This window comes from Pseudomonas sp. TH37, assembly GCF_016650735.1.
Taxonomy (GTDB): domain Bacteria; phylum Pseudomonadota; class Gammaproteobacteria; order Pseudomonadales; family Pseudomonadaceae; genus Aquipseudomonas; species Aquipseudomonas farris.
Genome location: NZ_JAEKFD010000004.1, coordinates 121,932 through 143,340 on the forward strand (window position 1 = coordinate 121,932; position 21,409 = coordinate 143,340).

Here is a 21,409-nt window from a genome sequence, read left to right on the forward strand (position 1 = left end):
ATGAATTAAAGAAACAGGTCGACCTGGAAGTAGATCGGCGCCTCGCGCTCGGTGAGAACGGAGGGGCGTTCCAGCGAGTGGGCGAACGTCACGCGAGTGGCGAGGTACTTGCCACGGGCGAAGAGTTCCAGAGAGTTGCTGGACATTCGGCCATGCACTTCGCTGTTGTATCGGTCATTGCTGATCACGCCTTGGTCATAGCCGACACTGGTGCCGTACTCGCTCAGTGCCGGGCGCAGCCAATCGACAGTCACCGGGCGGGTCCAGCGCAGTTCGTTGCGCCAGTAGCCACCGCTGTCCCCGGATAAAAACTGGTCTTTATAACCACGCACCGATGAGCTGCCACCCAGGCTGATGCGTTGCGGACTGAACAACACGTCTTCACTGCGCTGGCCCGTGGCGAGGCTGCTGAACGTGAATGACTCGCCCAGCCAGTTGAACGGCAACAGGAAACTGGCGGTGGCGGTGTACTTTCGATAGCGAGCGTTGGCGGTAAGATTGCCGGCATCATCACGACGCTGGTCGTTGCCTTGTGCATCCAGCGCGCCGATGCCCTGCTGCATGCCCAGGTCCAGGTTGACGAACGAATGGCCGATACGCCGGCCGTGGTTGATACCCAACTGGGCTTCGGTAATACGCTGGCTGCTGTTATCCAGACGGCTATCTTCGATGTAGTTGTTAGTGCGCAGATGGGCGAAGCCGGCATTGATCGAAGTTTTGCTCACCGAATCGCGATGGACGAGGCGCTCGGCGCGAAATTGATGACTCTCGCTGTCGCCGCTCTGGCTGAAGTTGAAACCATTGCCTTGGGCCTGGGAGCGGTATTCGCTCTGGCTGTAGGTATAACTGAAGTTCCACCAGCCCCAAGGCACGTTGTAATAGAGCATGGCGTTTTTCGAGGTTTTCTGGTGATCGCTCACCGCGTCATGGCCGCCGCGCAACATCAACTGGTCGGCCAGCCCCAGCGGGCTGTCCCACTCAAAGCCTGCGCCCCACTGCTGTTCACCGGTGCTTTTCTGACCGTCGTTGTTACGCGACAGGTTGGCACGCCAAGGCTTTTGCGGGTCGTTCTTGACCAGCACGCTGCTGCCGCCAACCTGAACGCCGGGGGTCAGCTCCATTTGCGCCTGGTTGGAGGGCAAGCGGTTCAACTGATCCACCAGTTGTTCTATTTCACGAAGATTGAGCAATTCGCCCGTTTTACCGGGGAAGGTCATGGACAGTTCCCGATCGGAAATATGGCTGTCGTCAGCGCCCTTCAAACCCTCGAGTTTGCCCTCGACTACAAACACACTTAAGTGACCGCTGGAGAGGTCTTGCTGCGGCAAGTAAGCGCGGCTGGTGATCATGCCCTTGTCGATGTAATGGTCGGTGATGACCTTGAGCAATTCGTTGAGTTGCGAGACGCCCAGGCATTGACCGATATAAGGCTTGAGCAAGCGCTCGCGGTCGGCAGCGGACAGACTGTCGGCGCCCTTGAGTTCGATGTCTTTGATAGGAAAGCAACGTGTATCCACCGGGGCGGCCGGTGTTGCGGGCAATGTTGGCTTGCCCGGCAGTTCCTTGAGTTCTTCAAGTCGACGCTGCTGTTCTTCAATCAGGCGGTTCTGGCGATCGCGGATCAGGTCCTGGTCGCCCGGCGTTGGCAGGCTGGCGCCATCGGCGCTGCTCTGTGTACCCAAGCCAAGCAATAGCGCGCACAGCACCGGCCACATCCGTGGGGAGATAAGCATAACGCTCCATGTCATAAGTGCTGAGGGCGCACATTGAAGCCCGCAGGGGAAGGGTCGTGGTCACCCTGAAATTGATGTCAGAAATACTGGCTAAATGACGCCAGCCATCATGGACGGTAAACAGACCCCACACATTTTGAAAAATTCAGCCGACAAGGAAATTAATATCAAATGTGTCAGACCAACTGAACCACACAGCGGGCTCGATACAGCGGCGAGAGGCTTGCCCCCGTTGGGTTGCGGCCAGCAGAGTTTCGTTATCAACCTCGGGGTCGACGTGGAAAAGGATGCCGGGTTTGCGCTTGATGTCTGTGGAGGGTTCGCGGGTTGGGGTAGTGTCGAGGGGGCAGTTGTAGGCAGCGGTGCAAGGCTGAATAGCCTGAGTGAGTATTTGGAGGTGTCGTTTAAACAATGCTTGTTTAGTGGTCTGACACCGAACCTTGTAGCGGCTGTACTGGCCTCATCGCGGGCAAGCCCGCTCCCACAGGTATCTGCTGTGACCAAAGGATTTGTGAACGACACCGATCACTGTGGGAGCGGGCTTGCCCGCGATGAGGCCAGAAAAAACACCGTCCAACTTTCGGTCAAACCACTGGATAAATAAATTCTTTCCCTTTTCCCGCTCACTTCGGGTTTTGTGGTGAATGGGCTAGCCCTATCGCGGGCAAGCCCGCTCCCACAGGTATCTGAGTTGACCAAAGAACTTGTGAACGACACCGATCACTGTGGGAGCGGGCTTGCCCGCGAAGAGGCCCGAAAAAACACCCTCCAACTTTCGGTCAAACCACTGGATAAATAAATTCTTTCCCTTTTCCCGCTCACTTCGGGTTTTGTGGTGAATGGGCTAGCCCTATCGCGGGCAAGCCCGCTCCCACAGGTATCTGCTGTGACCAAAGGATTTGTGAGCGACACCGATCACTGTGGGAGCGGGCTTGCCCGCGATGAGGCCCGAAAAAACACCCTCCAACTTTCAGTCAATCCACCAATCGCGCCGCAAGAAACTTGGCCTGGCTCGCTACATCAGTCACCGCCGTACTCTCCCACCACATCCCGCGCAACGGTGGACCCATGGCGAACAAACGGCGGGCGGCCTGCCCATCGGCGCTTAGCACTGCGCCGTCATCCGCCGCCGCAATGCCCAACGCCAATGGCCCCGGCCGCACTAGCCCACGCGCCAATAACTGCTGCGGCAATGGCCGCGCCACCCGGCGCCAGTCGTATTCGATGCCGCTGGAGTTGATCAGCGCCGCGCCGTGCACCACGCAGGTTTCGGCCTCGCCCCGACGACGAATACGAATGCTGACCTCCCCGCTCAACGAAGGCTCCAACCCTTTGAAAGATGCAGCCTGAATCCGCAACCGCCCTTCCCCGTGCAGCCGCGCCACCAACTCGGCACTCAACGGCGGCGAGCGATGGTGATGGCTTTCCCACCACGGTCGCACATGCCGCACAAACTGCCGACGTTGCACATCCGTCGCCTGACTCCACAACCGCCCGATGTGCGCCCGCACGGTGTCGAGTGGCGCTTGCCAGTCGATGCCCTGGGCGATGGCGTCGCGGCAATGCCGGCGCAGTTCGCGCATCAACTGTCGTGGCGTGCGAATGCTGTGATCCTCGGCGAGAAAATCCGCCCACACCGGCGGCTGCCGCCGTACATGGGGCAATAGCCCATGCCGGGAAAACACTTCGATCGGCCCACGATGTCCGGCCTGTTCCAGCGACACCACGGCATCGACCATGGTCAGGCCCGAGCCGATGATCAGCACCGTCGACTGCGGATCGAGCTGACGCATGGCGGTCACATCCCATGGATCGAGCGCCGCTGCGTTCAAGCCGCTGGACTCGGTTTGCGGCGTGCGCGCGGCGGGAAACATCCCAGTGGCCAGCACCGCATAGGCGCCCTGCAAACGTTGGCCGTCACTCAAGGTCAGCAATACAGCGTTGTCCCGGGTTTGCAGGTCGACCACCTCGGCCCGTACATGCTCGACACTCGAACCATTCAATGCGCCCACCGCCTGCGCCTCGGCCAAACGCTGCTGCACATAAACGCCAAACAGCCCGCGCGGCGGAAACAGCTCGCTGATCGGCACATGCTGCTGATCCGACTCCGGCCAACCACCCGCCGCAATGTACTCGGTCAGCCATTGGGTCAAATCATCAGCGTTGTCAGGATCGACGCTCATCCGCGCCGCGTTGCCGTTGAGCGTATGGCCCAACTCCACCGCGCTGTACGCTTCGCCCCGACCGAGTTCGGCGCGGGGTTCGATCACCAGCACCTGACGCTTGCCCGGCAAACGCAGCAACTGCGCCGCCAGCATCGCGCCGCTGAGGCCGCCGCCGATGATCAGGATGTCCGCGTGGCGGATGGCGTCGCTCGCCTGTCCGCTTTGGGTGTCAGTCATGGCGTTCTCATTGATCAGTGTTTACCTAAATAGAAGTCGTGCAGATCGCCCCGTGCCAGCAACTCATCGGCGGTGCCGGACAGCACCACGCGACCAGTGTCGAGAACGTAGGCCTTTGAGGCGTACTTGAGTGCCACGTTAATATTTTGCTCGGCAATCAGGAAGCTCACCTGCTCGTCTCGATTGAGTTGCGCCACGATTTCGAAAATCTCCTGGACGATAATAGGCGCCAAACCCATGGAAGGTTCATCGAGCAGTACCAAAGTAGGACGTGTCATCAACGCGCGGCCAATGGCGACCATCTGCTGTTCACCACCGGAGGTCAGCCCGGCCCGGGTCTTGCGCTTGGTTTTCAGGCGTGGAAACCAGGCGTAGATGCGCTCCAGATCCGCCGCCAGGTCCTTGCGGCTCAGACCGCGAACGAAGCCGCCGCTGCGCAGGTTGTCCTCCACCGTCAGTTGTGGGAACACGTGCCGGCCCTCCAGCACATGCACCATGCCCTGGCGCACGCGAACGCTCGGATTAACCCCTGCGGTATCGCGCCCGAGAAACTCGATCGTCCCTCGACTGACTTCCGCGCGCTCGGCCCGCACCAACCCGGAAATCGCCTTGAGCGTGGTGCTTTTGCCCGCACCATTGGCCCCGAGCAACGCGACGATGCCGCCCTTGGGCACCGTCAGCGACACCCCGGCCACGGCCAGGATCGCCCCGTCGTAGATCACCTCGATGTCTTTGACTTGCAACAGGTCATTGGCGGCAATGTCGCTGGCGGCTTGGCTCATACGTTATTCATCCCCGGTGCAGGTGCGTGGCGTCAGGCCTTTTTCCTTGGCGAACGCAGCGGATTTTTCATCGATCAATGGCCGCAACAAGGCGCGGTCGGCGGGGATCCAGTCGCTGATCAGTGTCCAGTTGGTGCCGTCCCACTGTTGCACCCGCGCCGAACCGCCACCCTCATGATCCTTGCAAGACAGCTTGAGGTTCTGCATCAAGCCGAAGTAGCCCATGTCCTTGAGCCGCGTGTCGTCGATGTTCAGGTGTTCCAGCCCCCAGCGCCCTTCTTCGCCGTTAAGCGGACGCTTGCCGAATTTGCCTTGGGCGGTACGGATCGCTTCCACCATCACTGCCGCGTTCACCAGCCCGGAGTTGTAATAGACGCTGCCGAAATTCTTCAGGTCCTTGAGGTCGCTTTTGCCTTTGTCGAGGATGGCTTGCTTGAGGCGTTTGTGGATCTCGAATTCGCTGCCGGCCGGGTATGGCGTCAACGCCAGATACCCTTTGGCGGCGGCGCCCGCGGGCAACACGTCTTCGCTGGAACTGGCCCAGATGTCGCCGACGATGTGGTCCACCGGGAAGCCGAAACGCGCCGCCGTCTTGACCGCCACCGGCGTCGACACGCCCCAGGTGCGCAGGAACACCCAATCCGGGTTGGCCTGGCGCACTTGCCGCCATTGCGCCGATTGCTCGTTGCCCGGATCGGCCACCGGGATCTGGAAGTTTTCGAAGCCGTATTTTTCAGCCAGCAATTTCAACGGACCGAGGGTTTCCCGACCGTAAGCCGAGTCGTGATAAACCGTGGCGATTTTCTTGCCCTTGAGTTTGTCGAACCCGCCCTCGCGCTGAGCGATGTAGTTGATCAGGCTCGAGGCCTCGCTGTAGAAGGTCAGCATCACCGGAAAGTTGTAGGGGAACACCGTGCCGTCGGTGGCTTCGGTGCGCCCGTAGCCGAGGGTGATCAGCGGGATCTTGTCGACTTCCGCCCGCTCGCTCAGCGCATACGCCGCCGGTGCACCATTGGGTGAATAGATCGCCACCGGGGCACCATCCAGACCTTTCTTGAAGCGCTCATAGCACTCGATGCCCTTCTCCGCCGTCCACTCGGTTTCGCATTCCTGCCAGACCAGTTTGACGCCGTTGATCCCGCCTTCCACATCATTGATGTAGTTCAGGTAATCGAGCATGCCGGCCCACACTTGCACACCGCTGGAGGCGTAAGCGCCGACCCGGTAAGTGGCCAACGGGAAGAACTGCTGGTCTGGCGAGGCCTGAACCATCGGCACCGCACTGCCGAAAATCGCCAGCGTCAGAGCGGCGCCGGCCAACGAACGTTTCAAGGATGCACGCATGTTGTCTCTCTACCAGGTTGGGGATTCAGAAGCGCAGCGGCCAGTGACTCAGCCGTTCACGAAGGTTGCTCAAGAGGCGAATCAGGCCTTCCGGTTCCTTGATCAGAAACAGGATGATCAGCACGCCGAAGATGATTTTTTGCAGGTTCTGCAACTGGCCGGCGTCCACCGAACCACCGAACAAGGCTTGCCCGGCGTGGCTGAGCAGGATCGGCAGCAAGCTGATAAACGCCGCGCCGACGAAGTTGCCGGCGATGCTGCCCATGCCACCGATAATGATGATGAACAGGATCTGGAACGACCGGTTGATATCGAAGCTGCTGGCGCTGGCCGTGCCCAGATAAGCAAAGGCCCACAGCGCCCCGGCGATGCCTAGGTAAAACGAGCTGACGGCGAACGCCAGGTGCTTGTAGCGCACCACCGGAATGCCGATGACTGCGGCGGCAGTGTCCATGTCGCGGATCGCCATCCAGTTGCGGCCGATCTGGCTTTTCACCAGGTTCACAGCAACCCAGGTCAGTAGCAGAACGGTAGTCAGGGTCAGCAGGTAGCGGCCCAGCGGCGTGTTCAGATCATGGCCGAACAGGGCCAGTTTCGGCGCGGAAATGGTCCCGGACGAACCGTAGTTGTAGAACCATGGGAATTTGACGAACAGCCACTCCAGGAAAAACTGCGCGGCCAATGTGGTGACCATCAGGTAAAAGCCCTTGATCCGCGAACTCGGCAGGCCAAAGACAAACCCCACCACCGCGCTGATCACCCCGCCGCCGAGCAGCGCCACCGGCAAGCCCAGCTCTGGCAAACGCAGCAGAAAACCGTAGGTGGCAAAGGCGCCGACCGCCATGAACCCGGCCGCGCCGACCGAGGTCTGGCCGGTGTAACCGGTGAGCAGATTGAGGCCAAGCCCGGCCAGGGACAGCACCAGGAACGGGATCAGAATCGCGTTCAGCCAATAGTCGTTGCCGGTCAGCGGCACGACCACGAAGGCGATCAACAACAACGCAATCAAACCAATCGGCACACGGCGCTGGATCAACACCGCCGGCGCGGTTTCGCGGGTAAGGGAAATCGACATGGGTTCAGACTCGCTCGATGGCGCGCTCGCCGAACAGGCCGGCGGGACGGATGTACAGGAAGGCCAAAGCCAGGACGTAAGCGAACCACGGGGTAATGCCACCGCCGATCAGCGGGCCGATGTACACCTCGGCAAGGTTCTCCGCCGCACCGACGATCAACCCGCCGACAATCGCCCCGCCAATCGAGGTGAAGCCGCCGATGATCAACACCGGCAAGGCCTTGAGCACCACCAGCGACAGCGAGAACTGCACGCCTTGGCGCGCGCCCCACAACAATCCCGCCACCAGCCCGACAATGCCGGCCACCGCCCAGACGATCTGCCAGATGCGGTTGAGGTTGATGCCGATCGACAGCGCGGCGGTGGTGTCATCCGCCACCGCGCGCAGGGACACACCAATGCGGGTTTTGTTGAACAGCAGCGCCAGCACCGTCACCAGCACGATGGCGGTCGCTGCGGCAATCAGGTCGAACTGGCTGACCATCATCCCGCCGATGAACAGCGGCACGTCGTCGATGCCCAGATCCAGCGCCCGCACTTGCGAACCCATCAAGCCCTGAGCCAGACCTTCGATGATGAACGACAACCCGAGGGTGGCCATGAACAGGGTGATCTGCGAGCGATTGACCAGTGGCCGCAACACCAGCCGTTCGATCAGCAGCGCGCCGATGATCATCACCACAACGGTCAGCAACAGCGCCAAGGCGAACGGCACGCCTTGATCGTGCAGGCTGACAAAGGTCAGCGCGGCGAACAGCAGCATCGCGCCCTGGGCGAAATTGAACACGCCGCTGGCCTTGTAGATCAGCACGAAGCCAATCGCGACCAGCGAGTACATGGTCCCGGCGAGCAAGCCGCCGAGCAGGGTTTCGAAGAAGAATGTCATCAGTGCACCACTCCCAGATACGCCGCGATGACGTCGGGATTGGCCTGCACCTCGGCCGGCGTGCCGTCACCGACCTTGCGCCCGTAATCGAGCACCACCACATGGTCGGATAGGCCCATGACCACGCTCATGTCGTGCTCGATCAATACCACCGTGGTGCCGAGGTCGCGGTTGATGTCAGCGATGAAACGGGCCATTTCCTGCTTCTCTTCGGCGTTCATCCCGGCCATCGGCTCATCGAGCAACAACAGGCTGGGGCCAGCGATCAAGGCACGGCCAAGCTCCACACGTTTTTGCAGACCGTAGGACAGCTTGCCCACCGGCACATCGCGATGGGCTTGCAGTTCGAGGAATTCGAGAATGCCCTGGGCCTGCCGACGGAAGTCTTCAGCCTCACGCCGGGCTCTTGGCAGGTTCAGCGCCTGCTCAATGAAACGGCTGCGCAGGTGCCGTGACAGGCCGGTGAGGATGTTGTCGATCACGCTCATTTTCTTGAACAGTGCGTTGTTCTGGAATGTGCGGCCGATGCCCCGGCGTGCGGCGCTCAGCGGGTCGATACGCTTGAACGGCTGTTGCTCGAACACAATCGATCCGGCATCGAAGCGGTACACGCCGTTCAGCACGTTGAGCAACGAACTCTTGCCCGCGCCGTTGGGGCCAATCAGCGCGCAGACCTCGCCCCGGCGCACATCGAACGACAGTTCATTGATCGCCTTCACGCCTTTGAAGGACAGGGAAATACCGCTGACTTGCAGAATGGAGTCGGTCGAGCTCATGCGATGTCCCGTTTGAATTCAGCGAGCCAGGTCGGCTCGGGTTGAGCATCGGAAATGCGGGGGGCTTGCCAGATGAAATGCAGGTTGTGGAAGCCCAACAGGCGGCGAACGCGGTTCTTGATCAAACGTTGCAGGCCTTTTTCGGGATGGGCGATGGCCCAGTCGCAGAGGTGTCGACGCCAAGTGCCATTGGGGGCGAGGCGGCTTTCGATTTCTGCGGCCAATAGTTGCAGGCGTTCGGTGGACAGCAGCAGCCCGGACGGTGCCACTTCACGACGGTCGCGGCTGGCGCTACCGGGGCTTTCCGGGAGGGCCAGGGATTGGCCGCTGGTCAGCCATTGTTCCAGCAGCACCGTCAGGCCGTGCTGCCACTGGGTGCCCTCTTCGCTCCACAGTTGCGCGTCTTGATTCCAGCGGTTAAGGCGTTGCGCAGGTTCTACCGGGCCGAGCAACTCGGCGAAATTCAGCAGCGTCAGGCCTTGGTTGATCCAGAGTTGCTGCGTCTGTCGTCCCTGGACGAACGCGTGGGTCGGGCGGCTGCGCCATAGGGCTTTGTGCAGGGCTTCGGAGTCAAGGTTGTCCGGCAGTGTCAGCAGTTCAGCGCCGATGTGCCGGGCGGCCAGTGCGAGCAGCAACAGATTTGGCTCGAACGCACCGCTCAAGGCCAGGCGCGAGTCTTCGGTAAAACCCTGCTGTCGCAAACCATCGGCCAACCGCTCGACATCGCGCAAAACATCGATCCAGCGCCAGACGAACCACTGACCGTGGCGTTTGTGGCGCAAGGCCGGCTGCAACGGGCTGACCTGCGCCCAGTGCTGCAGCTGCTCCGGGGCGCGAGGCGCCTTGACCTGCCATTCCGCGGTGTCCGCGATGGGCGGACGTTTGAGTTCATGCACGCTCATAGGCTTACCTTTTATCCATGGGTAAAAGCGTGCGGTGGTCCGCTGGGCTGGAATCTGTAAAACACCACCGTCCCAATGTGGGAGCGGGCTTGCTCGCGAAAGCGGTGTAACTGGTGATATCAATGTTGAATGTGCTGGCCTCTTCGCGGGCAAGCCACGCTCCCACAGGGTTTTGTGTCGTCCACAAATATCGCCAGCGATACGAAACCTGTGGGAGCGGGCTTGCCCGCGATGGCGGTGTGACAGGCGACATCGATGTTGGATGTACTGGCCTCATCGCGGGCAAGCCCGCTCCCACAGGGTTTTGTGTCGTCCACAAATATCGCCGGCGATACGAAACCTGTGGGAGCGTGGCTTGCCCGCGATGGCGTCTACGCAGACACCACTTTCTTCTCCTGCCGCCGCAACTCCGCCAGGTCTCGATAGCCTGCCCCCGGATGTATCTCCGGCAATCGCGCCCCTTCGCCAAACAACTTCTCGCGCAAGGTCCCCGGTGCGTATTCGGTCTTGTACACCCCGCGCTTCTGCAACTCCGGCACTAGCAACTCCACGGCATCGATGAACGTTTCATGGGTCAACGCATAAGCCAGGTTGAAGCCATCCACATCGGTCTCCTCGACCCACTCCTGCAGCAAATCGGCGACGGTCTCGGGGCTGCCGACAAACAGCGGCCCGAAACCACCGATCCCAACCCAATCGGCCAGTTCGTTCGGCGTCCAGACCTTGTTCGGGTCCGCAGTGGAGAACGCCTCCACCGCCGATTGAATGGCATTGGTGTGCACGTGTTTGAGCGGTTCATCCGGTTTGAACTGGCTGAAATCGATCCCGGTCCAGCCCGAGATCAACGCCATGGCGCCCTCATAACTGACCCAGGTTTTGTATTCTTCAAACTTGGCTTTGGCCTTTGTGTCGGTCTCGCCGAGGATCACCGTTTGCAGATTGAAGATCAGGATCTTCGACGGATCGCGCCCCGCCTCGGCCGCACGACGACGGATGTCGGCCACGGTTTTCTTCAGCAGCACTTTCGACGGCGCGGCGACGAACACACACTCAGCATGCTCGGCGGCAAACTGCTTGCCGCGACTCGAGGCGCCGGCCTGATACAGCACAGGTGTGCGTTGCGGCGAGGGTTCACAGAGGTGAATCCCTGGCACCTGAAAGTGTTTGCCGACGTGCCGGATCTCGTGGATTTTGCTCGGATCGCTGAAAATCCGCCGCTCGCGATCCCGCAGAATCGCGCCCTCTTCCCAGCTGCCTTCCCACAGCTTGTAGCAAACCTCCAGGTACTCTTCGGCGAAGTCATAACGGGCGTCGTGTTCGGTCTGGGCTTTCTGGCCGAGGTTCTTCGCGCCGCTTTCCAGGTACGACGTGACAATGTTCCAGCCGGCGCGGCCCTTGGTCAGGTGGTCGAGAGTCGACAGGCGTCGGGCGAACGGATACGGGTGCTCGAAGGACAGCGACGCGGTCAGGCCAAAACCCAGATGCTCGGTCACCAGCGCCATGGGCGGAATCAGTTGCAGCGGATCGTTGACCGGCACCTGCGCCGCCTGACGAATCGCTGCGTCACCGTTGCCGTTGTAGACGTCATAAATGCCCAGCACATCGGCAATGAACAAACCGTCGAACTTGCCGCGCTCAAGGATTTTCGCCAGATCGGTCCAGTACTCCAGGTCCTTGTACTGCCAGGATCGATCCCGCGGATGCGCCCACAAACCCGGCGACTGGTGGCCGACGCAGTTCATGTCAAAGGCGTTGAGACGAATTTCACGGGCCATCAACCAATACTCCGCACGCTGGGTGGATGGATGCCGTTGAGGCGGAAGTTGCCAATGAGGTGGAGTTTCCAACGCAGCGGATCATCCAGCGATCCAGGCAACACGGTGCGTTGGCCGGTGAGTTCGAATTCGGCATTGCTGACGGCATTTAAAGCATCAGCGCTGGCGAGGTGCGACTCGGCGATGGCGACGCTGATTTCCGTGTCGTCATCAACGCTGTTCAGAAAGTCTTCGGCGCGTTCGAGCAGCGCGGCGGCGACTTCGATGCGGATGTGCAAGTCGCCGAAACGGCTGATGACGAAAGGATCATCCGTGGCATGGGTCTGCCGGCGGACGAAACGCAACGTCGCATCGAGCAACGTGCGAGCGTTGTGCAGGTCGTGCTGAGGCTTGGCCAGGGGCTGCCCGGCAACAATCGGTTGGGTCAAAGCGTTCATGGTGGGCTCCTCAGTTCCAGGCGTGGCGCGCAGGCTTCACGCCGTTGAGCAGGTAGTTGCCGATCAAGTGATATTTCCAGCGCGCCGGATCGTGCAGGGTGTGCGTCCGGGCGTTGCGCCAGTGACGGTCGAGGTTGTACTTGCCGAGCACCGAGCGGGTGCCGGCGAGTTCGAAGAGTTTGCTGCTGGTGAGCAAGGCGATTTCGGCAGAGAGGACTTTCGCCTGTGCGACCACGACCGAGGCGCGGGCAACCGTGTCTTCATTGGGTTTGAGCAACGCGGCGTCGATGGCTTGGCCGGCTTTTTTCAGGATCGCTTCGGTGCCATGAACCCGCCATTCCAGATCGCCGATCGCGGCGATGCTGAACGGATCCTGCCAGCCGTGATCCTGCTGGCTGTCGATCCATGGTCGGGCTTCACGAGCGTAGCGCTTGGTTTCTTCCAGGGCGCCGACGGCGATGCCGGTGTCCACGGCAGCCTGGATGATTTGCGAGATAGGGCCGTCGGCGGTGGGTTCATCGAACGCCTTGTGGGCCGGGATCACCGCGCTCAAAGGCACGCTCACCGCGTTCAGGGTCACGCCGCCGCTGGCAGTGGTGCGCTGGCCGAAACCGTCCCAACTGTCGATCACCGTCAACCCGGGATTGTCGCGCTCGATGAAGGCGATGAAAGCCTTGTTCTCTTCATCGACCGCCACCGCCGGCACGATGTGCGCGAACAAGGCGCCGGTGCAGTAGAACTTCTCGCCGTCGATTTGCGCGGTGTCTTCATCGAAACGAATACGGGTTTCAAAGGCACCGGCATTCTTGCTTTTGGATTCAGAGAAGGCGTTGCCGAAGCGATAACCCTGGAGGACTTTGCCGAAGTAATAGCGCTTCTGCGCTTCGGTGGCGGTTTGCAGCAGGATGTCGAGCACGCCCAGATGGTTTTGCGGGATCTGGCCGAGGGACGGGTCAGCGGCAGAAATGATCTTGATCACCTCGGCGACCGTCACATAAGACACGCCGGCACCGCCGTATTCTTTGGGAATGGTGATGCCCCATAAACCACTGGCAGAGAACTCGTCGAGTTCGGCGACCGGCAGACGTCGCTCGCGGTCACGAGTGCTGGCCTCGATAGCGAAGCGTGCGGCGAGCTTGTGAGCGACGGCGATGGCTTCGGCGTCCGAGCGGATCACATGGGCGGTGCGAGGGGGTTGGGCAGAGGCTGTCATGGGCCGACTCCGGGTTCTGGTGAATGCCCCAGAGCTTTTGCAGGAGTCGTGCCTGAAATTAAATTTGTTTTATTTCAATAGCTTAATTAACTATCCGAGAAACACTTGCAGCTTTAAAACAGCAAAGTGCTTATCCAGTGTTGGTCGGCAAACAGTCAGATCACCACATTACGCACAAACCGCGCCGCCACTTCCCCGTCGTTGCGATAGGAATGCGGCTGGTTGCTGGCAAACATGAAGAACTCACCGGCAGCGATTTGCTGCGGCTGGTCGCCGAGCATCAGGGTCAGGCAGCCTTCGAACACATAGAGCTGTTCGCTCCAGCCTTCCGCATCCGGTTCCGATGGGTAATGTTCGCCCGGTTCGAGGCGCCACTCCCACAGTTCAACTTCGCGGGTGGCGGTGGCTTTCGACAACAGCACCGCTTTACTGCCGGGGATCGTGCCGGCCCATGCCAGTTCGTTGATGCGGCTCGGGTCGCGGGCGTCGGGAGCCTGGATCAAGTCGCTGAAGGCTACGTCCAGCGCTTCGGCAACACGGTCGAGGGTGGTCAGGCTGACATTCTTCTCGCCGGCCTCGATGGCCACCAGCATCCGGCGGCTGACCCCGGACTTTTCGGCCAAAGCGGTCTGGCTCATGTCGGCGGCGTGGCGCAGACGTCGGACGTTCTGGCTGACGTGCTGGAGAACCGACGCCCGTTGGGTGGAATCTTTGTGCACTATATTGCTCACTTGATGGTGTTGCGCAGTATACTGCCCAACTTCCGGCGCATTGTGCGTCTCCCTCAGGTAGCGCGCAAGGTCATGACGTCGGTGAACTCCTCCCCTGCTTCCTCCCGTTTCTCACGGTTCAGCAAAGCTGAGTGCGTGCTGGTGCTGATCACCATGGTCTGGGGCGGGACCTTTTTGCTGGTGCAGCACGCAATGACCGTCAGCGGGCCGATGTTTTTCGTCGGTCTGCGTTTTGCTGCGGCGGCGAGCATCGTTGCCCTGTTCTCCTGGCGTCATCTGCGCGAACTGACCCTGTTCGAACTCAAGGCCGGGGCGTTTATCGGCGTGGCGATCATGCTCGGTTACGGCTTGCAAACCGTGGGTTTGCAGAGCATTCCCAGCAGTCAGTCGGCGTTTATTACCGCGCTGTATGTGCCGTTCGTGCCGTTGCTGCAATGGTTGGTGCTGGGTCGGCGACCGGGGTTGATGCCGAGCATCGGGATCATGCTGGCCTTTACCGGGTTGATGCTGCTGTCGGGACCTGCCGGCGCTTCGTTCAATTTCAGCCCCGGTGAAATCGCCACATTGATCAGCGCCGTGGCGATTGCGGCGGAGATCATTCTGATCAGCACCTATGCCGGCCAGGTCGACGTGCGCCGGGTGACGGTGGTGCAACTGGCGGTGACTTCGGTGCTGGCATTTCTGATGGTGGTGCCGACTCAGGAAGTGATTCCGGGATTCTCCTGGTTATTGTTGTGCAGCGCATTGGGGCTGGGCGCGGCGAGTGCGGCGATTCAGGTGGCGATGAACTGGGCGCAGAAGAGTGTTTCGCCGACGCGGGCGACGCTGATCTATGCCGGGGAGCCGGTGTGGGCCGGGATTGTCGGGCGGATTGCCGGGGAGCGATTGCCGGCGATTGCGTTGGTCGGGGCGGGGTTGATTGTGGCGGCGGTGATTGTCAGTGAGTTGAAGACTAAGGGGAAGGTTGCTTCCGAAGTTGATGAAGCGTTGGAGAGTGAAAGCGGCAATTAAAAGCAAGATCAAAAGATCGCAGCCTTCGGCAGCTCCTACAGGAGTACGCATTCCCTTGTAGGAGCTGCCGAAGGCTGCGATCTTTTCGGGGATTCCCCATCTCCTTTGAAACAATGATAAACAGGAATTTTCCGCTTACCTTGTAGGATTCTGCGACAGCTTGGCGTTTGGTGATCCGGGAGCTGGCACGTATGATGCTTCACAAACTTCCGCAGATTAGAAGCCTATGTCTCTGATAGTTCTACTGCTTCTGCCTTTTATCGGCAGCTGTCTGGCAGCCTTGCTGCCGCACAACGCGCGTAACACCGAATCGCTGTTGGCTGGCCTGGTTGCCCTTATCGGCACCATCCAGGTCGCCCTCTTGTACCCGCAAATCGCCCATGGCGGCGTGATCCGCGAAGAATTCTTCTGGTTACCGAGCCTTGGCCTGAACTTCGTTCTGCGCATGGACGGTTTTGCCTGGCTGTTCTCGATGCTGGTGCTGGGCATCGGCACACTGGTTTCTCTGTACGCCCGCTACTACATGTCGCCGGACGATCCGGTGCCGCGTTTCTTCGCGTTTTTCCTGGCGTTCATGGGCGCCATGCTGGGGTTGGTGATTTCCGGCAACCTGATCCAGATCGTGTTTTTCTGGGAACTGACCAGCCTCTTCTCATTCCTGTTGATCGGCTACTGGCACCACCGCGCCGATGCGCGACGTGGCGCCTATATGGCGTTGATGGTCACCGGTGCCGGCGGCTTGTGTTTGCTGGCGGGGGTCATGCTGCTCGGCCATGTGGTCGGCAGCTATGACCTGGACAAGGTCCTGGCCGCCGGCGATCTGATTCGCGCACATGCCCTCTACCCTATTCTGCTTCCCCTGATCCTGATCGGCGCCCTGAGTAAAAGTGCGCAATTCCCCTTCCACTTCTGGCTGCCCCACGCCATGGCGGCGCCGACACCGGTTTCGGCGTATCTGCACTCGGCGACCATGGTCAAGGCCGGGGTCTTCCTGCTCGCACGCCTGTGGCCGTCGCTGTCCGGCAGTGAAGAATGGTTCTACATCGTCAGCGGGGCCGGAGCCTGCACCCTGTTGCTCGGCGCGTACTGCGCGATGTTTCAGAACGACCTCAAGGGCCTGCTGGCCTACTCGACCATCAGCCATCTGGGCCTGATCACCCTGCTGCTGGGCCTGAACAGTCCGCTGGCCGCCGTGGCCGCAGTGTTCCACATTCTCAACCACGCCACCTTCAAAGCCTCGCTGTTCATGGCTGCCGGGATCATCGACCACGAAAGCGGCACCCGGGACATTCGCAAACTCAGCGGCCTGATCAAACTGATCCCGTTCACCGCCACCCTGGCCATGGTCGCCAGCGCGTCCATGGCTGGCGTGCCGCTGCTCAACGGTTTCCTGTCGAAAGAGATGTTCTTCGCCGAAACCGTGTTCATCAACGCCACGGCCTGGATCGAGATGACCTTGCCGATCGTCGCGACCATCGCCGGGACGTTCAGCGTGGCTTACTCCCTGCGTTTCACCGTCGATGTGTTCTTCGGCCCGACCGCCACCGACCTGCCGCACACCCCGCACGAACCGCCACGCTGGATGCGCGCGCCGGTGGAGTTGCTGGTGTTCACCTGTCTGGTGGTGGGGATCTTCCCGGCGCAAGTGGTCGGCCCGTTGCTCGCGGCGGCGGCATTGCCGGTGGTGGGCGGCACGTTGCCCGTGTACAGCCTGGCAATCTGGCACGGCTGGAACGCGCCGATGATCATGAGTCTGATCGCCATGTCCTGCGGCATCACGCTCTATCTACTGCTGCGCAATCAGCTCAAGCGCGGACGCTTCACGCACCCGCCGGTGATCAGCCACTTCAATGGCAAGCGCCTGTTCGAGCGCAGCCTGGTGATCATGATGCGCCTGGCCCGTCGCCTGGAGCGGCGGATCAGCACCCGGCGCCTGCAAACCCAACTGTTTCTGGTGGTGCTCGCTGCGGTGCTCGCCGGATTGATCCCGATGCTGCACAGCAGCCTGAGCTGGGGCGACCGGCCGAAGATTCAGGGCTCGATCGTGTTCGTGATCCTCTGGCTGCTGGCGATCGCCTGCGCCCTTGGCGCGGCATGGCAAGCCAAGTATCACCGGCTCGCAGCCCTGACCATGGTCAGCGTCTGCGGCCTGATGACCTGCGTGACCTTCGTCTGGTTCTCGGCGCCGGATCTGGCGCTGACGCAACTGGCGGTGGAAGTGGTGACCACGGTGTTGATCCTCCTCGGCCTGCGCTGGCTGCCGCGACGGATCGAAGAGGTCTCGCCGTTGCCGAGCAGCCTGCGCAAGGCGCGCATCCGCCGTATCCGCGACTTGGCGCTGTCGATCGCGGTCGGTGGCGGCATGGCACTGCTGTCCTACGCAATGCTGACCCGCCAGACGCCCAACGACATTTCCTCGTTCTACCTCAGTCGCGCACTGCCCGAAGGCGGCGGCAGCAACGTGGTCAACGTGATGCTGGTGGACTTCCGTGGCTTCGACACCCTCGGCGAAATCACCGTGCTGGTGGCGGTGGCCCTGGCCGTGTTCGCCCTGCTGCGACGCTTCCGCCCGCCGAAAGAAAGCCTGCAGCTGCCGGCGCAGCAACGTTTGCTCGCGCCGGATGTGGTTACCGATCTGGTCAACCCGCGTCACGCCAGCGACACCGCGCTCGGTTTCATGATGGTGCCAGCGGTGCTGGTGCGTCTGCTGCTGCCGATTGCGTTTGTGGTGTCGGTCTACCTGTTCATGCGCGGGCACAATCAACCCGGTGGCGGTTTCGTCGCCGGCCTGGTGATGTCGGTGGCATTCATCCTGCAATACATGGTCGCCGGCACCCAGTGGGTCGAGGCGCAAATGAGCCTGCGACCGCTGCGCTGGATGGGCACCGGGCTGCTGTTCGCCACGGTCACCGGGCTCGGGGCGATGGCGGCTGGCTATCCATTCCTCACCACCCACACCTGGCATTTCACATTGCCGCTGCTGGGCGACATTCACATCGCCAGCGCGCTGTTCTTCGACATTGGCGTGTACGCCGTGGTGGTCGGCTCGACGCTGTTGATCCTCACCGCCCTCGCCCACCAATCGGTACGCGGTCATAAAACCAGCGCGCAACCCAAGCCCATGGCCAAAGCGGCTGCCACGCAAGGAGCCATCTGATGGAAGAAGTCATCGCAATCGCCATCGGTGTGCTGGCCGCGTCCGGCGTGTGGCTGGTGCTGCGGCCACGGACATTCCAGGTAGTCATGGGCCTGTGCCTGCTGTCCTACGGCGTCAACCTGTTCATCTTCAGCATGGGCAGCCTGTTCATCGGCAAGGAGCCGAACATCAAGGACGGCGTGCCTCAGGATTTGCTGCACTACACCGACCCGCTGCCGCAAGCGTTGGTGCTGACCGCGATCGTTATCAGCTTCGCCATGACCGCGCTGTTCCTGGTGGTGCTGCTCGCCTCCCGGGGCCTGACCGGTACCGACCATGTGGATGGCCGGGAGCCTAAAGAATGAATCCGATGGCGCACCTGATCGCGGCACCGATTCTGCTACCGCTGCTGACCGCCGCGGTGATGCTGATGCTGGGCGAGAAACACCGTCCGTTAAAGGCCAAAATCAATCTGTTCTCCAGCCTGCTGGGGCTGGGCATTGCCGTGATGTTGCTGCAATGGACCCAAACCACCGGCGTGCCCGGTTCCATCGGCGTGTACCTGCCGGGCAACTGGCAGGTGCCGTTCGGCATTGTGCTGGTGGTCGATCGTCTGTCGGCGCTGATGCTGGTGCTGACCGGGATCATCGGCGTCAGTGCGTTGCTGTTCGCCATGGCTCGCTGGGACGGCGCCGGTTCGAGTTTCCACGCGCTGTTCCAGATTCAGTTGATGGGCCTGTACGGCGCCTTCCTGACGGCGGACCTGTTCAACCTGTTCGTGTTTTTCGAAGTGCTGCTGGCCGCCTCCTACGGGCTGATGCTGCACGGTTCGGGTCGGGCGCGGGTGTCGTCGGGGCTGCATTACATCTCGATCAACCTGCTGGCCTCGTCGCTGTTTCTGATTGGCGCGGCGCTGATCTACGGCGTTACTGGCACGCTGAACATGGCCGACCTGGCGCTGAAAATCCCGCTGGTGCCGGAAGCCGATCGCGGCTTGCTGCATGCCGGCGCGGCGATTCTGGCGGTGGCGTTCCTGGCCAAGGCCGGGATGTGGCCACTGAACTTCTGGCTGGTGCCGGCTTATTCCGCGGCCAGCGCGCCCGTGGCGGCGATGTTCGCGATCATGACCAAGGTCGGCGTCTACACCTTGCTGCGCCTGTGGACGCTGCTGTTCTCCGGACAGGCCGGGGCATCCGCGTACTTCGGCGGCGACTGGCTGATTTACGGTGGCATGGCGACCATCGTCTGCGCCGCCGTGGCGATCCTCGCAGCCCAACGCCTGGAACGCATGGCCAGCCTGAGCATTCTGGTGTCGGCAGGCATTCTGTTGTCGGCCATCGGTTTCGCCCAGCCGAACCTGATCGGCGCGGCGCTGTTCTATCTGGTCAGCTCGACCCTGGCCTTGAGCGCGCTGTTCCTGCTGGCCGAGTTGATCGAGCGCTCGCGTTCAGCCAACGAAATGCCGCTGTTCGATGACGGCGAGCTGCTTCCACGGCCCCTGGAATCCTTGCAGCCGCCCAAAGGCTTCAACCTCGATGACGACCGCAAAGCCGTGGTCGGCCAGGTGATTCCCTGGACCATGGCGTTCCTCGGCTTGAGCTTCATCGCCTGTGCCCTGCTGATCATCGGTATGCCGCCGCTTTCCGGGTTTATCGGCAAACTCAGTTTGCTCAGCGCCCTGCTCAATCCGCTGGGGCTGGGTAATGGCAGCGACGAACCGATATCGAACGGCGCGTGGGGCTTGCTCGCCCTGTTGATCCTGTCCGGGCTGGCCTCGCTGATCGCTTTCTCGCGTTTGGGCATCCAGCGTTTCTGGACCCCGCAAGAGCGGCCGTCGCCATTGCTGCGGCGCCTGGAATGCGTGCCGATTGTCATTCTGCTGGGGCTGAGCATTGCGCTGACGTTCAAGGCTGAACCGCTGCTGCGCTACACCCAAGCGGCGGCCGATGCATTGAACAACCCGCAGCAATACGTGATGGCGGTGCTCGAAACCCGTGTAATTCCAGGCCCGCAAGCCAAGACTGCGCTGCTGGAGGTGCAACCATGAAGCGTCTGTTTCCTGCACCGTGGCTGTCGTTGGCGTTGTGGCTGCTGTGGCTGGTGTTGAACCTGTCGATGAGCCCCGGCAATCTACTGCTGGGCGCCATGCTGGGGTTCTGCGCGCCGTTGATGATGCGCAAGCTGCGACCGCTGCCGATCCGCATTCGTCGTCCCGGGGTGATCCTGCGTTTGTTCTTGCTGGTCGGGCGCGACGTGATCGTGTCCAACCTCGCCGTGGCCTGGGGCGTGCTCAACGCGGGCCGTCGTGCGCCCCGCTCGCGGTTCATCAAGGTGCCGCTGGATTTGCGCGATGCCAACGGCCTGGCGGCGCTGTCGATGATCTGTACGGTGGTCCCCGGCACGGTCTGGTCGGAATTGGCGCTGGATCGCAGCATTCTGTTGCTGCACGTTTTCGATCTGGATGACGAAAACCAATTCATCCAGCACTTCAAGACGACCTACGAGCGCCCCTTGATGGAGATCTTCGAATGAGCGCATTGCTGTCGAACGCGATCCTGCTGAGTCTGTTCATCTTTTCGGTGGCGATGATTCTGACCCTGATCCGCCTGTTCAAGGGCCCGTCGGCCCAGGATCGGGTTCTGGCGCTGGACTACCTGTACATCATCGCCATGCTGATGATGCTTGCGCTGGGCATTCGTTATGCCAGTGACACTTACTTCGAGGCGGCGCTGCTGATCGCCCTGTTCGGCTTCGTCGGCTCGTTCGCCCTGGCCAAATTCCTGCTGCGTGGCGAGGTGATCGAATGAGGCCTGAACTGTCTCTGTGGGTGGAAATTGCGGTGGCGATTCTGCTGGTGCTGAGCAGCCTGTTTACGCTGATCGGTGCGGTTGGGCTGCTGCGGATGAAGGATTATTTCCAGCGCATGCACCCTCCGGCGCTGGCCTCGACCTTGGGCGCGTGGTGCGTGGCATTGGCTTCGATCATTTACTTTTCGGCGCTCAAGTCGGAGCCGGTGCTGCATGCCTGGCTGATTCCGGTTCTATTGTCGATCACCGTGCCGGTGACCACGCTGCTGCTGGCTCGGGCGGCGCTGTTTCGCAAGCGCATGGCGGGGGATGATGTGCCGGCGGAGGTGAGTAGTCGGCGGACGGAAACCGGGAGCTAAGATCAAAAGATCGCAGGCTTCGCCAGCTCCTACATTGGTC

General features: G+C 61.2%; 20 protein-coding genes. 8 read left to right on the plus strand and 12 right to left on the minus strand.

All coding sequences use genetic code 11. The annotated features are described in order from the left end of the window. Nucleotides 1-5: 5 nt before the first annotated feature. A complete protein-coding gene (locus tag JFU11_RS12545) occupies nt 6-1,715 on the minus strand; it encodes a ShlB/FhaC/HecB family hemolysin secretion/activation protein (RefSeq protein WP_201060980.1) in 1,710 nt (569 codons plus the stop codon). Between the two features lie 112 nt (nt 1,716-1,827). Between JFU11_RS12545 and JFU11_RS12550 the strand changes: the two genes are divergently transcribed. Next, nucleotides 1,828-2,337, plus strand: coding sequence for a hypothetical protein (locus tag JFU11_RS12550; RefSeq protein ID WP_201060759.1), 510 nt, complete (start codon nt 1,828-1,830; stop codon nt 2,335-2,337). Between the two features lie 370 nt (nt 2,338-2,707). Here JFU11_RS12550 and JFU11_RS12555 read toward each other — a convergent pair whose 3' ends face one another. From JFU11_RS12555 to JFU11_RS12605, 11 genes are all read right to left on the minus strand, one after another. Beyond that, complete coding sequence (locus JFU11_RS12555; RefSeq protein WP_201060760.1) at nt 2,708-4,135, minus strand: FAD/NAD(P)-binding protein; 1,428 nt, start codon at nt 4,133-4,135, stop codon at nt 2,708-2,710. 14 nt (nt 4,136-4,149) lie between these two features. After that, nucleotides 4,150-4,917, minus strand: coding sequence for an ABC transporter ATP-binding protein (locus JFU11_RS12560; protein ID WP_123722269.1), 768 nt, complete (start codon nt 4,915-4,917; stop codon nt 4,150-4,152). 3 nt (nt 4,918-4,920) lie between these two features. After that, nucleotides 4,921-6,261, minus strand: a complete 1,341-nt coding sequence (locus JFU11_RS12565; RefSeq protein WP_201060761.1) for an ABC transporter substrate-binding protein — start codon at nt 6,259-6,261, stop codon at nt 4,921-4,923. Between the two features lie 25 nt (nt 6,262-6,286). Beyond that, nucleotides 6,287-7,336, minus strand: coding sequence for a branched-chain amino acid ABC transporter permease (locus JFU11_RS12570; protein ID WP_201060762.1), 1,050 nt, complete (start codon nt 7,334-7,336; stop codon nt 6,287-6,289). A 4-nt stretch (nt 7,337-7,340) separates the two neighbouring features. Then, the gene (locus JFU11_RS12575) at nt 7,341-8,222 is read right to left on the minus strand and encodes a branched-chain amino acid ABC transporter permease (RefSeq protein WP_201060763.1); all 882 of its coding nucleotides are present in this window, start codon (nt 8,220-8,222) and stop codon (nt 7,341-7,343) included. Further along, nucleotides 8,222-8,998, minus strand: coding sequence for an ABC transporter ATP-binding protein (locus JFU11_RS12580; protein ID WP_201060764.1), 777 nt, complete (start codon nt 8,996-8,998; stop codon nt 8,222-8,224). Before JFU11_RS12580 ends, JFU11_RS12575 begins: the two co-directional genes overlap by 1 nt. After that, the gene (locus JFU11_RS12585; protein ID WP_201060765.1) at nt 8,995-9,900 is read right to left on the minus strand and encodes an AMP-binding protein; all 906 of its coding nucleotides are present in this window, start codon (nt 9,898-9,900) and stop codon (nt 8,995-8,997) included. The genes JFU11_RS12580 and JFU11_RS12585 overlap by 4 nt, the downstream gene beginning before the upstream one ends. Before the next feature lie 371 nt (nt 9,901-10,271). Continuing rightward, nucleotides 10,272-11,675: an LLM class flavin-dependent oxidoreductase gene (locus tag JFU11_RS12590; protein ID WP_201060766.1), complete on the minus strand. Its 1,404-nt coding sequence runs from the start codon at nt 11,673-11,675 to the stop codon at nt 10,272-10,274. Continuing rightward, complete coding sequence (locus JFU11_RS12595) at nt 11,675-12,112, minus strand: acyl-CoA dehydrogenase (protein WP_123722262.1); 438 nt, start codon at nt 12,110-12,112, stop codon at nt 11,675-11,677. The genes JFU11_RS12590 and JFU11_RS12595 overlap by 1 nt, the downstream gene beginning before the upstream one ends. 10 nt (nt 12,113-12,122) lie before the next feature. Continuing rightward, nucleotides 12,123-13,325 (minus strand): SfnB family sulfur acquisition oxidoreductase, encoded by a 1,203-nt coding sequence (locus JFU11_RS12600; RefSeq protein ID WP_123722261.1) that lies wholly within the window; start codon nt 13,323-13,325, stop codon nt 12,123-12,125. A gap of 155 nt (nt 13,326-13,480) precedes the next feature. Then, nucleotides 13,481-14,044, minus strand: coding sequence for an XRE family transcriptional regulator (locus JFU11_RS12605; protein WP_050681569.1), 564 nt, complete (start codon nt 14,042-14,044; stop codon nt 13,481-13,483). A 15-nt stretch (nt 14,045-14,059) separates the two neighbouring features. On the opposite strand from JFU11_RS12605, the gene JFU11_RS12610 reads away from it, so the two are divergent. The 7 genes from JFU11_RS12610 to JFU11_RS12640 all read left to right on the plus strand — a co-directional run bounded on the left by JFU11_RS12610 (nt 14,060) and on the right by JFU11_RS12640 (nt 21,369). Further along, entirely contained in the window at nt 14,060-15,067 is a 1,008-nt protein-coding gene (locus JFU11_RS12610) for a DMT family transporter (RefSeq protein WP_201121312.1), read from the plus strand. Between the two features lie 226 nt (nt 15,068-15,293). Then, on the plus strand, nt 15,294-18,224 hold the full coding sequence (locus tag JFU11_RS12615) for a monovalent cation/H+ antiporter subunit A (protein ID WP_201060768.1): 2,931 nt from the start codon (nt 15,294-15,296) through the stop codon (nt 18,222-18,224). Continuing rightward, a complete protein-coding gene (locus tag JFU11_RS12620) occupies nt 18,224-18,568 on the plus strand; it encodes a Na+/H+ antiporter subunit C (RefSeq protein ID WP_008029186.1) in 345 nt (114 codons plus the stop codon). Before JFU11_RS12615 ends, JFU11_RS12620 begins: the two co-directional genes overlap by 1 nt. After that, nucleotides 18,565-20,250, plus strand: a complete 1,686-nt coding sequence (locus JFU11_RS12625) for a monovalent cation/H+ antiporter subunit D (RefSeq protein WP_201060769.1) — start codon at nt 18,565-18,567, stop codon at nt 20,248-20,250. Before JFU11_RS12620 ends, JFU11_RS12625 begins: the two co-directional genes overlap by 4 nt. After that, a complete protein-coding gene (locus JFU11_RS12630) occupies nt 20,247-20,735 on the plus strand; it encodes a Na+/H+ antiporter subunit E (protein WP_123722258.1) in 489 nt (162 codons plus the stop codon). Before JFU11_RS12625 ends, JFU11_RS12630 begins: the two co-directional genes overlap by 4 nt. Beyond that, nucleotides 20,732-21,010, plus strand: coding sequence for a K+/H+ antiporter subunit F (locus tag JFU11_RS12635; protein WP_052966881.1), 279 nt, complete (start codon nt 20,732-20,734; stop codon nt 21,008-21,010). The genes JFU11_RS12630 and JFU11_RS12635 overlap by 4 nt, the downstream gene beginning before the upstream one ends. Then, nucleotides 21,007-21,369: a Na+/H+ antiporter subunit G gene (locus JFU11_RS12640; RefSeq protein WP_123722257.1), complete on the plus strand. Its 363-nt coding sequence runs from the start codon at nt 21,007-21,009 to the stop codon at nt 21,367-21,369. The genes JFU11_RS12635 and JFU11_RS12640 overlap by 4 nt, the downstream gene beginning before the upstream one ends. Nucleotides 21,370-21,409 lie beyond the last annotated feature (40 nt).